This window comes from Microbacterium sp., assembly GCF_031179285.1.
Taxonomy (GTDB): domain Bacteria; phylum Actinomycetota; class Actinomycetes; order Actinomycetales; family Microbacteriaceae; genus Microbacterium.
This window is the reverse complement of sequence record NZ_JAPSHY010000015.1, coordinates 34,609-47,011: the sequence shown is the minus strand read 5'-3', so window position 1 is coordinate 47,011 and position 12,403 is coordinate 34,609. Positions and strand designations below refer to the sequence as shown.

Annotated in this window: 14 protein-coding genes; 10 read left to right on the top strand and 4 right to left on the bottom strand. The window is 67.0% G+C overall.

Features of this window, described 5'->3' with window-relative positions; genetic code table 11:
• The first annotated feature begins 110 nt into the window (after nucleotides 1–110).
• The 9 genes from RIN18_RS10950 (at nucleotide 111) to RIN18_RS10910 (ending at nucleotide 8,808) form a co-directional block, all read left to right on the top strand.
• Nucleotides 111–1,142, top strand: coding sequence for a LacI family DNA-binding transcriptional regulator (locus RIN18_RS10950; protein WP_309104006.1), 1,032 nt, complete (start codon nucleotides 111–113; stop codon nucleotides 1,140–1,142).
• Nucleotides 1,139–2,404, top strand: a complete 1,266-nt coding sequence (locus RIN18_RS10945; protein ID WP_309104005.1) for an extracellular solute-binding protein — start codon at nucleotides 1,139–1,141, stop codon at nucleotides 2,402–2,404. The genes RIN18_RS10950 and RIN18_RS10945 overlap by 4 nt, the downstream gene beginning before the upstream one ends.
• Before the next feature lie 4 nt (nucleotides 2,405–2,408).
• Entirely contained in the window at nucleotides 2,409–3,305 is an 897-nt protein-coding gene (locus RIN18_RS10940) for a sugar ABC transporter permease (RefSeq protein WP_309104004.1), read from the top strand.
• Nucleotides 3,302–4,144, top strand: a complete 843-nt coding sequence (locus RIN18_RS10935; RefSeq protein WP_375163520.1) for a carbohydrate ABC transporter permease — start codon at nucleotides 3,302–3,304, stop codon at nucleotides 4,142–4,144. Before RIN18_RS10940 ends, RIN18_RS10935 begins: the two co-directional genes overlap by 4 nt.
• 15 nt (nucleotides 4,145–4,159) lie before the next feature.
• Entirely contained in the window at nucleotides 4,160–5,140 is a 981-nt protein-coding gene (locus RIN18_RS10930) for a glycoside hydrolase family 130 protein (protein ID WP_309104003.1), read from the top strand.
• Nucleotides 5,141–5,177: 37 nt separating this feature from the next.
• The gene (locus RIN18_RS10925) at nucleotides 5,178–5,834 is read left to right on the top strand and encodes a histidine phosphatase family protein (RefSeq protein WP_309104002.1); all 657 of its coding nucleotides are present in this window, start codon (nucleotides 5,178–5,180) and stop codon (nucleotides 5,832–5,834) included.
• 64 nt (nucleotides 5,835–5,898) lie between these two features.
• Nucleotides 5,899–6,321: a Fur family transcriptional regulator gene (locus RIN18_RS10920; RefSeq protein WP_309104001.1), complete on the top strand. Its 423-nt coding sequence runs from the start codon at nucleotides 5,899–5,901 to the stop codon at nucleotides 6,319–6,321.
• Nucleotides 6,322–6,391: 70 nt separating this feature from the next.
• Nucleotides 6,392–7,858, top strand: a complete 1,467-nt coding sequence (locus RIN18_RS10915) for a catalase (protein WP_309104000.1) — start codon at nucleotides 6,392–6,394, stop codon at nucleotides 7,856–7,858.
• 149 nt (nucleotides 7,859–8,007) lie between these two features.
• Entirely contained in the window at nucleotides 8,008–8,808 is an 801-nt protein-coding gene (locus tag RIN18_RS10910; protein ID WP_309103999.1) for an alpha/beta hydrolase, read from the top strand.
• Nucleotides 8,809–8,891: 83 nt separating this feature from the next.
• On the opposite strand, the gene msrA is transcribed toward RIN18_RS10910, so the two are convergent.
• Both msrA and msrB read right to left on the bottom strand, forming a co-directional pair.
• A complete protein-coding gene (msrA, locus tag RIN18_RS10905; RefSeq protein WP_309103998.1) occupies nucleotides 8,892–9,434 on the bottom strand; it encodes a peptide-methionine (S)-S-oxide reductase MsrA in 543 nt (180 codons plus the stop codon).
• Nucleotides 9,431–9,907, bottom strand: coding sequence for a peptide-methionine (R)-S-oxide reductase MsrB (gene msrB, locus RIN18_RS10900; protein WP_309103997.1), 477 nt, complete (start codon nucleotides 9,905–9,907; stop codon nucleotides 9,431–9,433). Before msrB ends, msrA begins: the two co-directional genes overlap by 4 nt.
• 158 nt (nucleotides 9,908–10,065) lie before the next feature.
• Here msrB and RIN18_RS10895 point away from each other — a divergent pair, with 158 nt between their 5' ends.
• Nucleotides 10,066–10,983 carry a DUF808 domain-containing protein gene (locus RIN18_RS10895; RefSeq protein WP_309103996.1) on the top strand — a complete coding sequence of 306 codons (918 nt, stop codon included), beginning with the start codon at nucleotides 10,066–10,068 and terminating at the stop codon, nucleotides 10,981–10,983.
• 9 nt (nucleotides 10,984–10,992) lie between these two features.
• Here the strand turns inward: RIN18_RS10895 and RIN18_RS10890 are convergent, their stop codons facing one another.
• Both RIN18_RS10890 and RIN18_RS10885 read right to left on the bottom strand, forming a co-directional pair.
• A complete protein-coding gene (locus RIN18_RS10890) occupies nucleotides 10,993–11,715 on the bottom strand; it encodes a 3-beta hydroxysteroid dehydrogenase (protein WP_309103995.1) in 723 nt (240 codons plus the stop codon).
• 111 nt (nucleotides 11,716–11,826) lie between these two features.
• The gene (locus tag RIN18_RS10885) at nucleotides 11,827–12,384 is read right to left on the bottom strand and encodes a helix-turn-helix domain-containing protein (RefSeq protein ID WP_309103994.1); all 558 of its coding nucleotides are present in this window, start codon (nucleotides 12,382–12,384) and stop codon (nucleotides 11,827–11,829) included.
• Nucleotides 12,385–12,403 lie beyond the last annotated feature (19 nt).

Genomic DNA, 12,403 nt, shown 5'->3' with positions numbered 1-12,403 from the left:
CGCCGATCAATTCGGCGCGACTGCCATCGGGGACGAGACGTCTCATTGACAACTGGCGTCAAACCGGTTTACGCTGACGCAAACCGGTTCAATCAGCGCGAGGAGGTGCCATGAGTCGCACGACGATCGCCGATGTCGCCCGCGAAGCGGGAGTCACCAAAGCGACGGTCTCTCACGCCCTCAGCGGCAACCGCCCCATCTCGGACGACACCAGGATGAAGGTCCTCGCCGCCGCCGAGAAGCTGAACTGGGTGCCGAGCCAGAGCGCGAGAGCGCTGGCCACGCGCCGGGCGAATGCGGTCGCCGTGGTCCTGGCGCGCGACCCCGAGGTCATCGCCAACGACTCGTTCTTCCCCGCCTTCATCGCTGGCGTCGAGTCCGTGCTCTCCGAAACCGAGACGGCACTGATCCTCCAGGTGGTGCCGGGACGGGACGCGGAGGAACGCGCGTACCGCACCCTCAGCCACGGCCGCGCCGACGGAGCACTCCTGCTCGACCTGCGCGGAGACGACTGGCGCGTGCCGTTCCTCGAAGAACTCGCGCTTCCCGCTGTGCTCGTCGGCGCCTACGAGCAGCCCACGTCGTTCTCGTGCATCCGCACCGACGATGCCGCTCCGGTCCGCGAGATCGTCGCGCACCTCCGCGCAGCCGGGCACGAACGGATCGCTCACGTCTCCGGTCCGCTGGACTATGTGCACTCGCGAGCCCGCGCCGACGCGTACATCGCCGAGGTCGGCACGGCGGAACTCCTCCGCGAAGGAGACTTCACCGCGGCCAGTGGGCGAGACGTCACCGAAGAGCTTCTGGCGCTGCCCGACCGTCCCACCGCCATCCTGTATTCGAACGACACCATGGCGATCGCCGGTCTGTCGTACGCCCGATCACAGGGCCTCGTGATCCCTCGCGACCTCGCGATCTCGGGCTTCGACGACGATCACCTCTCCGCCCATCTGTCCCCGGCGCTGACCAGTGTCTCGTCCGACCCGGCAGCGCGCGGTCGCGCCGCCGCCCGCATCCTGCGGGAAGTCATCCTCGGTGCGCGCCCGCGCACCGAGATCGTCGACTGCAACGTCGTGCACTTCCGCGAGAGCACTGCGCCGTCGGCATCCGCAACACCCGCCGTGTCGAGGAGGACACCATGAAGAAGATCCGTGCAATCGCGCTCGTCGGTGCTGTCGCGCTCGTCGCCACCGGATGCTCGTCCGGGGGCGGCGGTGGAGACGCCTCGGGTGATGGCACCGGGCCCATCGACGTCTGGCTCTCCAACAACGAGCAGGAGGTCGAATGGGGCAAGGCCGTCGTCGAGGCGTGGAACGCCGAGCATCCCGACGAGAAGGTCACAGCTCAAGAGATCCCCGCCGGCTCCTCCTCGGAGGAGGCCATCACCGCCGCCATCACCGCCGGCACCGCGCCGTGCCTCGTCTACAACGTCGCGCCGGCGGCCGTCTCCGGCTGGGTCAAGCAGGGCGGCCTCGTCGACCTCAGCACGATGGAGGGCGGCAGCGACTACATCACCGAACGCGGCGGTGACGTCGACGCCTACGCGAGTGACGGCAGCTTCTACCAGCTGCCGTGGAAGTCGAACCCCGTGATGGTCATGTACAACAAGGCGCTCTTCCAGGCGGCAGGCATCGATCCGGAAGACCCGCAGATGAACACGCACGAGGCGTTCCTCGAGAAGTCACGCGCCATCGTCGACTCCGGCGTGCAGAGTGCGATCTGGCCTGCGCCGACCAGCGAGTTCTATCAGCCGTGGTTCGACTTCTACCCGCTCTATCTCGCGGAGACCGACGGCACGATGCTCGTCGAGGACGGCAAGGCGACGATCGACTCGGATGCCGGCCGCACGGTCGCCGAGTTCTGGTCGACCTTCTACACCGAGAAGCTGTCGCCGAACGAGGCGTCCACCGACGACGCGATGTCGGCAGGCACCACCGCGATGCAACTCGCCGGCCCCTGGGCGATCCCCTCGTACGCGGAGACCGTCGACGTCGGCTTCATGCCGGTGCCGACGAGCGACGGTCGCGAGAACCCGACGACCTTCGCCGATTCCAAGAGCGTCTCGATGTTCACCGCGTGCGAGAACCAGGCGACCGCATGGGAGTTCCTGCAGTTCTCCACGAGTGTCGAAAGCGACGGCCAGCTCCTCGAGCTCACCGGGCAGATGCCGATGCGCACGGACCTCACCGGCACGTACAGCGACTACTTCGAGGCCAACCCGAACTATGTCGCGTTCGCCGAGCAGGCGGAGGCGACCGCGGACGTCCCCAGCATCCCGAACTCCGTCGAGGCCTGGCAGGCATTCCGCGACGAGTACTCGGCCGCGGTGATCTTCGGCAAGGAGTCCATCGACGACTTCCTGAAGAACGCGGCGTCGAAGATCGACGAGCTCGTCGCCGAGTGATCTGATGACCGACAACCGGCGGTTGCGCACCCGGATACTGGGTGCGCAACCGATCGGCGGGCTCTTCGCGCTGCCGTATCTCGTCTTCGTGATCGCGATCTTCGCGTATCCGCTCGCGTTCGCGGTCTACATCGCCTTCCACGACTACTTCTTCACCGCCCCCGGCACCGAGGTCGAGCGGCCCTTCGTCGGCTTCGAGAACTTCGTCACCGTGCTCACCGATCCCCGGGTGCTCGGCTCGTTCCGCAACACGCTGATCTTCCTCGTGGTCAACGTCCCGCTGACGGCCGTGCTCTCGCTGGTGCTCGCGGCCGCGCTGAACACCGGCATCCGCTGGGTGGCCGCCTACCGGGTGGCGTTCTACGTGCCGTATCTGACGGCGAGCGTGTCTCTCGTGGGCGTCTGGATGCTGCTGTTCTCCGGTAACGGGCTGATCAACACCATCCTCGGCCCGCTCGCGCCCGACCCGTCGTGGCTCGTGAACAGCGCTCTGGCCATGCCGATGATCGCGCTCTATGTGACCTGGAAGCAGCTCGGGTTCTACATCCTGCTGTACCTCGCGGCCCTTCAGAACGTGCCGAAGGAGCTGTACGAATCGGCCGAGACCGACGGTGCCGGAGCGCTCAAGCGCTTCATGCACGTCACGATCCCCGGGGTGCGCAGCGCCACCACGCTCGTGCTGATCCTGTCGATCATCACCGGCGCCAACCTCTTCACCGAGCCGTACCTCCTCACCAACGGCGGAGGTCCCGACGGCGCCTCATCCACGCCCGTGCTGCTCATCTATCAGCTCGGCATCCAGCAGCAGAACCCCGATACGGCCGCCGCGATTGGCATGATCCTCGTGATCCTCGTCGGGATGCTGTCACTCATGGCCAACCGCGCGACGAGGGAGCGATGATGAGACGCACACGCAACGCCCCCCGCATCCTGAGTGTCACCCTGCTCACGATCGCCGCGATCGGGTTCGCGTTCCCGTTCTACTTCATGCTCGTCGGCGCATTTCAGCAGAATCCGACCAACGCGCCGAACGAGCTCTTCCCCACCGAGGGGTGGACGGTCGACAACTTCGTCGCGATCGACTCCCGGATCGACCTCGCAGGTTCGCTCCTGAACTCGCTCATCTTCACCGCCGGTGTGCTGCTGGGGACCGTGGTGTTCGGGCTGCTGGCCGGCTACGCGATCGCGCGACTGGACTTCCGCGGACGCGGCGTCATCTGGGTGCTCATGCTGCTGGTGCAGATGGTTCCGTTCCAGCTGCTGATGATCCCCCTCTACGTGCAGATCACGCGCAGCTACGGGCTAGGGGACTCGTACCTCGGCATGATCCTGCCGTTCCTCATCAACACGACCGCGGTGTTCATCTTCACGCAGTTCTTCAAGGCGCTGCCGGTGGAGATCTTCGAGGCCGCCCGCATCGACGGCGCCGGCGAGATCCGGCTGCTGACGTCCGTGGCGATCCCCCTCATCCGTCCCGTGCTCGTCACCGTCGTGCTCGTCACCTTCATCGGTCCGTGGAACGAATTCCTCTGGCCATTCCTCATCACGAAGGACGCGACCCTGCAGCCGCTGGCGGTGTCTCTCGCGAACTACATCTCCAACGTGGCGCAGTCCACCGCGAACCCGAACGGTGCGATCCTCGCCGGCGCGACCGCCCTCGCGTTCCCCGTCGTGATCCTGTTCATCGTCTTCCAGCGGTTCTTCCGAGCCACCGACCTCGGCGCGGCCGTCAAAGGCTAGCCAGAAAGGGCACCCATGTTCACCGGAGCCTCCTTCCCCCTCGGCCCGTTCACCCCGTACGAGGGCAACCCGATCCTGCGCCCGCGAGGAGACAGCTGGGAGTCCGCGAACCTCTACAACCCGGCGGCGCTCCTCGACGGTGATGAGGTGCTGCTGCTGTACCGCGCGCACGCCGACGACATCATCTCCCACATCGGCCTCGCCCGATCGAGCGACGGGGTGAACTTCACCCGCGAGGACGCGCCGATCCTCTCGCCCGAAGAGGACTACGAGCGATACGGGTGCGAGGATCCGCGCATCTCGTTGATCGACGGCACCTACTACCTCACCTACACGGGGTGGGATCGCCACAGCGCGCAGCTGTGCCTGGCGACCTCGACCGATCTGCGAACCTGGACCAGACACGGGCCGCTGTTCGACGACTTCGACACCTTCAAGACGATGGATCCACGCGGCTTCAACTGGTCGAAGGCGGGCGTCATCGTGCCGCAGAAGATGCATGGCAAGTGGTGGATGTATTTCGGCGAGGGTGCGATCTACTGGGCGACGAGCGACGACCTGATCCACTGGACGCCGGGGACGCCCGACACGGAGCCGATGTACTCCCCGACGGCCGGCACCTGGGACGAGGCGCTCGTCGAGATCGGCACCTCGCCGGTGGTCACTGACAACGGGTTGCTCCTTTTCCTCACGAACGGTGCCACCCGGGTGGTCCACGAAGACGGATCGGTCGAGGTGGACTATCGCTGCGGCCAGATCGCGATCGATCCGGACGAGCCGACGAAGGTCATCGCGCGTCTGCAGGAGCCATGGCTGCGACCGCAGACCTTCGAGGATATGAACGGGCTCGTGTCGAACGTCACGTTCGTCGAAGGACTGGTGAAGTTCCAGGGCAAGTGGTTCGCGTATTACGGACAGTCCGACACCACCCTGGCCGTGGCGATCCACGACCCGGCCGAACCGTGGGGCCGGGTCCTGCGCGAGGTTGCGGCGTAGTCTCGCGGTGGGTGGTCGGCCGGACTACGGTTGCGGTGTGCTCACCGTCGATCTGCTGCCCGACCATCCCGCCCCGGACAACCCTGGCGGGAAACTGGTGCTGCTGCGCCACGGCGAAACCGAGTGGTCGAAGGCGGGCAGGCACACCGGGCTGACGGATGTTCCCCTCACCGCCCGAGGCGAGTCGCTCGCCCGACGCGCCGGTGACCTCGTCTCCGACTACACGTTCTCGCTCGTTCTGACCTCGCCCCTGCAACGTGCGCAGCGCACCGCGGAACTTGCGGGCCTGCGTGCCGAGATCGACCCGCTTCTGGTCGAATGGGACTACGGCGGATACGAGGGGCGCACGACACGCGACATCCGCGAGGAGCTCGGCTACAACTGGAGCGCGTTCACGCACGGTGTGATTCGCGGGCAGACCCCCGGCGAGACGGTGGAGGAGGTGGCCGCGCGCGCATCGCGCGTCCTGACCCGCGTGCTGCCCGCGATGGCGGAGGGCGACGTCGCCCTGGTCGCACACGGTCATTTCCTGCGGATCCTCACCGCCGTGTACCTGCGGTTGGCTCCGCGGTTCGGAGCCCAGATCACCCTGGATGCCGGATCCGTGTCGGTGCTGAGCTTCTACCGGGAGCAGCCGGCGATCCTGTCGTGGAACTACGGACTCGAGCTTCCCCTGGCGCCATCCGAGTCGTGAGTTCCGGCGCGCCCGGCGACCGCTAGTTTTGAGTCATTCAAAACAACTCGTGTATGGTGAAGGCATGGAGACCACGGACCTCGACGCTGCGCTGCATGCCGCCGGGTTGAAGTCCACCGCGGGCCGCGTCGCCGTGCTCGAGGCGCTGGACTCCATGGCCCACACGGATGCGGAGCGGGTATACCGCGCCGTGTCCGACGGGCTTCCGACCACGTCGATCCAGTCGGTGCACAACATCCTCTCGGACCTGACGACGGCGGGCCTCATCCGCCGGATCGAACCGGCGGGTTCCGCGGCGCTCTACGAGCGGCGCATCGACGACAATCATCACCACGTGGTCTGCACCGGCTGCGGCGCCGTGGCCGATGTGGACTGCACCGTCGGCGAAGCGCCGTGCCTCACCCCGTCCGACACGGCGGGGTTCACCATCCAGACAGCAGAAGTCACCTTCTGGGGCCTGTGCCCCGGCTGTCAAACCGCGCGATAGTCGACGCACCCGCACTGCCCCGCCGGGGCAGGGCTGTTTCGTCGCGCCCGCGCATCATGAAGGAGAACAGATGACCGATCCCACACCGACCACACCGGCGACGACCACCCAGACAGGCACGCCCGTCGCCAGCGACGCGCACTCGCTGACCGTCGGAGCCGACGGACCCACGGTCCTGCACGATCGCTATCTCGTCGAGAAGCTCGCCTCCTTCAACCGCGAGCGGGTGCCGGAGCGCAACCCTCACGCCAAGGGCGGCGGAGCCTTCGGCGAGTTCGTCGTGACGGAAGACGTCTCGGCCTACACCCGCGCGGCGGTGTTCCAGCCGGGCGCCACCAGCGAGACGCTGCTCCGTTTCTCGTCGGTCGCCGGGGAGCAGGGCTCCCCCGACACCTGGCGCGACGTGCGCGGCTTCGCGCTGCGCTTCTACACGAGCGAGGGCAACCTCGACATCGTCGGCAACAACACGCCCACGTTCTTCCTGCGCGATGCGATGAAGTTCCCCGACTTCATCCACTCCCAGAAGCGTCTCGGCGACTCGGGACTCCGCAACTCCGACATGCAGTGGGACTTCTGGACCCTCTCGCCCGAGACCGCGCACCAGGTCACCTACCTCATGGGCGACCGCGGCCTGCCCCGCAGCTGGCGCCACATGAACGGCTACGGCTCGCACACGTACCAGTGGATCAACGCCGACGGCGAGCGCTTCTGGGTGCAGTACCACTTCCTCTCGCACCAGGGCGTGGAGAGCATGGGTGCCGACGAGGCGCAGCAGCTCGCCGGTTCCGACGCGGACTTCTATCGCCGCGATCTGTTCGATGCGATCCAGCGCGGCGAGCACCCCTCGTGGGACGTCTATGTGCAGGTCATGCCGTACGACGAGGCCAAGGCCTATCGCTTCAACCCGTTCGACCTCACCAAGACCTGGTCGAAGAAGGACTACCCCCGCATCAAGGTCGGCACGTTCACACTGAACCGCAATCCGCAGAACTTCTTCGCCGAGATCGAGCAGGCCGCGTTCTCGCCCGGCAACCAGGTTCCCGGCACCGGCATCTCGCCGGACAAGATGCTGATGGCCCGGGTCTTCGCCTATTCCGACGCCCAGCGTTACCGCATCGGGGCGAACTACAACCAGCTGCCGGTGAATCAGCCGCACGCGGCCGAGGTGCGCAACTACATGCACGAAGGCCAGATGCAGTACACGTTCAATCCGGCCGAGCACCGTGTGTATACGCCGAACTCGTTCGGTGCGGCGGGCGGCCCGACCGCCGACCCTGCCGTCGGTGTCGAGGCGAGTTGGGAGACCGACGGCGAGCTCATGCGTTCCGCCGCCACGCTGCACGCCGACGACGACGACTTCGGTCAGGCCGGCACGCTCTACCGCGACGTCTTCGACGGCGAGCAGCGCGCCAGGTTCCTCGAGACCCTGACGGGTCAGGGCCAGTCGATCACCATCGACGAGATCCGCGAGCGCTTCTTCCAGTACTGGACGAACGTCGACGCCGAGCTCGGTGCGGCGTTGCGCGACCGCGTCTGACGCCGGCATCCGCGGCGAGCGCCGCGCCGCTCGTGACGGGCGCTTGATGGATGGAAAACGCCGGTGGGACACCGTTCCCACCGGCGTTTTCCATCTCTCAGCAGCGGATGCCGGAGCCGGGCACCGGGCGAAGGACCAGAATGGATCACGTGGCCGCTCCCCTTTCCGCTCTGACCGAGATGCCCGAACCGCAGCAGGTGTACGCCGCCGACGGAACCCGGCTCGCGACCTACACCTGGGGCGACCCCGACGCACCCGTCGTCGTCGCGGTGCACGGATTCGCGTCGAACGCACGAGACAACTGGGTGCTCACCGGATGGGTGCGCGACCTCACGCACGCCGGATACCGGGTGCTCGCGCTCGACCAGCGCGGCCATGGCCTGAGCGAGAAACCGCACGAAGCGTCGGCCTACGGCATCCGCACTCTCGCCACCGACGTCGAATCCGTCATGGACACCTACCTCGTCGACGATGCGTTCTACGTCGGCTACTCGCTGGGAGCCCGCGTCGGCTGGGAGGTGGTGCGCGACCTTCCGCACCGCATCGGTCGCGCCGTGCTCGGCGGCGTGCCGGACGGTGTTCCGCTCGCCCGTCTCGACCTCGGACAGGTTCGGGCCTTCCTCGCCGACGGCACGCCGGTGACCGACAGGACCACCCAGAACTACATCGCCCTCACCGAGCGGGTGAGCGGCAACGACCTGCGCTCGCTGCTTGCCCTCGCGGAAGGGATGCGCAGTTCCGGCACGGTCGATCCGGACCCGACGGACGCACCCGCCCGGCCGATCCTGTTCGCCACCGGGTCCAAGGACGCCATCATCGAGGGCTCACGCGCACTCGCGTCCGCCGCCCCGCAGGGCCGATTCTTCGAGATTCCCGAGCGGAACCACTTCAACGCCCCCGGGTCACGTGCCTTCAGAGAAGCTGCGCTGGACTTCTTCGCCGAGGTCTGACGCCACCGCTACGACGATCCGCAGACCGGCGGATGCCGCCTGACGGGTGGTCCGTCAGGCGGCATCGTTTTCGGCAGGTCGCCTCAGACGGCGGCGTTCTCACGCTTCGGCAGCACCCATCCCGCGCGCGGGAAGTGGCAGGTGTAGCCGTTCGGGTACTTGATCAGATAGTCCTGGTGCTCTTCCTCGGCCTCCCAGAACGGGCCGGCGGGCTCGATCGTGGTGACGGCCTTGCCCGGCCAGAGCCCGGACGCGTCGACGTCGGCGATCGTGTCGCGAGCGACGGCCTCCTGCTCGGGGGTGAGCGGGAAGATCGCCGAGCGGTAGCTCGAGCCGATGTCATTGCCCTGGCGGTCCTTGGTGGACGGGTCGTGGATCTGGAAGAAGAACGCGAGGATGTCGCGGTACGTCGTCACGGTGGGGTCGAACACGATCTCGACCGCCTCGGCGTGGCCGGGGTGGTTGCGGTACGTCGCGTGATCGTTCGAGCCGCCCGTGTAGCCGACCCGGGTGGCCAGCACGCCGGGCTGGCGGCGGATCAGATCCTCCATGCCCCAGAAACAACCGCCGGCGAGGACCGCCGTCTCGGTGCCGGGGGTGCGGGTGATGGTTCCGGTGTCGGTCATGACTGCTCCTCAGAAGGGTGAGTGGTGGTGGTGTCGAAGAGGCGGCTGTAGCGACCGTATCCCTCTTCGTCGAGCCTGTCAGCCGGGATGAACCGCAGTGCGGCGGAGTTCATGCAGTACCGCATGCCCCCGGCATCCCTCGGACCGTCGTCGAAGACGTGGCCCAGATGGCTGTCGGCCACGGCGGAGCGCGCCTCGGTGCGCTTCATGAACAGCGTGCGATCGGTGCGTGTGGTCACCGCGTCCGCATCGATCGGACGGGTGAAGCTCGGCCATCCGGTGCCGCTGTCGAACTTGTCGGTGGACGAGAACAGCGGCTCGCCCGAGACGACGTCGACGTAGATGCCGTCGTCGTGGGTGTTCCAGTAGGCGTTGCGGAACGGTGGCTCCGTCGCCTCCTGCTGCGTCACCTCGTACTGCAGGTGCGTGAGGGCGCTGATCGCCCCAGGGGTCTTGGCGTACTCGGTCGACATGATCTGACTCCTTGTCAGACGTCGCTGGCTGCGGCGTCACTGAAGAGAACCGCGGCCGGTGCGGATTTGGTCCCGCGGGACTGGGAGCGCGCTGTGAGTTTGCGAGCAGTCAGCAGTCGGTAGTCTGACTAACCGGACCACACAACAGGGGGACGCACATGTCGGTTGGACTGCTCGCGGTCGTCGATGACATTCTCAGCGCGGCGATGAAGGCCTCGGCGAAGGCTGCCGGCGTCGTCATCGACGATGCCGCAGTGACGCCGCAGTATGTGCAGGGCATCACACCCGCCCGCGAGCTGCCCGTGGTGGGCAAGATCGCGCTGGGGTCGCTCGCGAACAAGTTCGTCATCATCATCCCGATCGCCCTGCTGCTCACCGCTTTCGCTCCGTGGGTGCTGCCCTACCTGCTGATCCTCGGTGGCGGGTACCTCTGCTTCGAGGGAGCCGAGAAGGTGCTGGAGTGGTTCGGCGTGCAGCACGGCCACGCCGACGAGGGCGCACGAGACGAGAAGAAGCTCGTGCTCGGTGCCGTTCGCACCGACCTCATCCTCTCCACCGAGATCATGCTCATCTCGCTCGCGAACCTCGAACGCGGCCTCGACATCTGGACGACCCTCGCGATCCTGGCCGTGATCGCGCTGATGATGACGCTCGTCGTCTACGGCGCGGTGGCGCTGCTGGTGAAGATCGATGACATCGGCCTGAAGATGGCGAAGAACCCGGTGCAGCGCGTGCGCCACACCGGCATGCGGATCGTGCGGTCGATGCCGGCCGTCTTCCGGTTCATCAGCATCCTCGGCACCGTCGCGATGCTCTGGGTCGGTGGTCACCTGGTCCTGGTGAACCTCGGCGAGGTCGGCGTGCACTTCGGCGCCGACATCCTGCACGGCATCGAGCACCTCCTCGAGCCGCTCGGCGGTGTCGTGGTGTGGATCGGTGACACCCTCTTCTCGGCGATCGCCGGCCTCATCGTGGGACTCGTCATCGTCGGCATCGTGCTCGGCATCGCTCGGATGCTGGGCAAGAAGCCGAACTTCCACGAGGGCGAGGAGTCCCCCGCCGACGTGCACGTCTGAGCGACCTTCTCAGGCTGCGGGTGCGTGGTCCTCGCTGCGCAGCCACTCATCGAAGGTGACCTCACCGCGGAGCGCGTCCGCCCGTCCTCGCAACGAGCCGGACGCCAGCCCCCTGCCGTAGACGCCGGGCAGGCGCACGCTCAGCACCGGGCGACGGATGCCGTCGAACGCCAACTGACGCCGGACGATGTCAGCGAGTTCCTCGTCACGGGGGCCCACCAGGTCGGGTGCCCGACCCACCGGGCCGGCCGCGGCCAGTCGAACGAGGTGCGCTCCCACCTCGCGTGCTGACACGGGTCGGATGAGAGCCTTCGGGATGACGGCGATCGGCCCCTTCATGGTCGCCAGCACCTGGCCCGCGAACTCGTGGAACTGCGCGACTCGGGCGATGGTGTGCGGGACGTCGCCCGCCGACACCGCACACTCCTGCGCCAGTTTGCCCGCATAGTGGGAGCGGTCGATTCCGTCGATGCCGACGATCGACAGGGCGACATGGTGCCCCACACCGGCCGCAGTCTCCGAGGCGAGCAAGTGCCGCGTCGCCGTCTCGAAGAAGGCGCGCGCCTTCGCGCCCGACAACGTCGACACATTCGTGACGTCGATGACGGCATCGGAGCCGACGAGGGCATCGGCGAGTCCGCGTCCGGTCACCACGTCGACCCCCTGCGACCGCGACAGCACCACCACGTCGTGTCCGGCGGCGCGCGCCGCCGCCACGGTGTGTGCACCCACGAGGCCCGTCCCTCCTGCTACCGCGATCCTCATCCGGTTTCCTCTCCTTCGTCTGTCTCCATCCTGTCGGAGGTGCGGGGCGGCTGCGGCGACCAGAGCGCACGATGCGCGCTAAGCCGGCGGCCCGATATCAGTGGAAGGTCCGCGCTCGGTGGGGAAGATGATCGGGCTGAAGAGGTACCGGTCGCGGCCAGCCTGCGGCGCGTTCTGGCGCAGGCGGCTGATGAGCGAGGTGAGCTCCGTCAGGAACTCCTCAAGTTGCTCGCGTGACAGCCAGAGCGCCATCTGCTGATAGACCACCAGGTCCGAAGCCGGCGACGAATCCGCCCGCCTGATGTAGCCTTCGAATTCAGCAAGGAGCGTCGTCATGGCGATCTCGAACGCTCGACGATGTTCGCCCGCGCTCGCGGCCGCGACAGCAGCTGCGTCGACAGGTGGCCGGTCCGACGTGAGACTGTATGACCGCTCGACGACCCCGCGAACTCGTCGCTCCGAGGCAACCCTGACAATACCGCCGTCAACGAGTGCAGCGACTTGCCGGTACACCGTTGCCGCGGACACGTTCTCCAGCTGGTGTTGCAGCTCCGCCACCGTGAGCTGCCGGTCCCCAGTGAGTGCATGCACGATTCGTAGCCGCACGGGGTGGATGAGGAGTCGGGAATGATCCATAGATCAATGATTGCAGCTC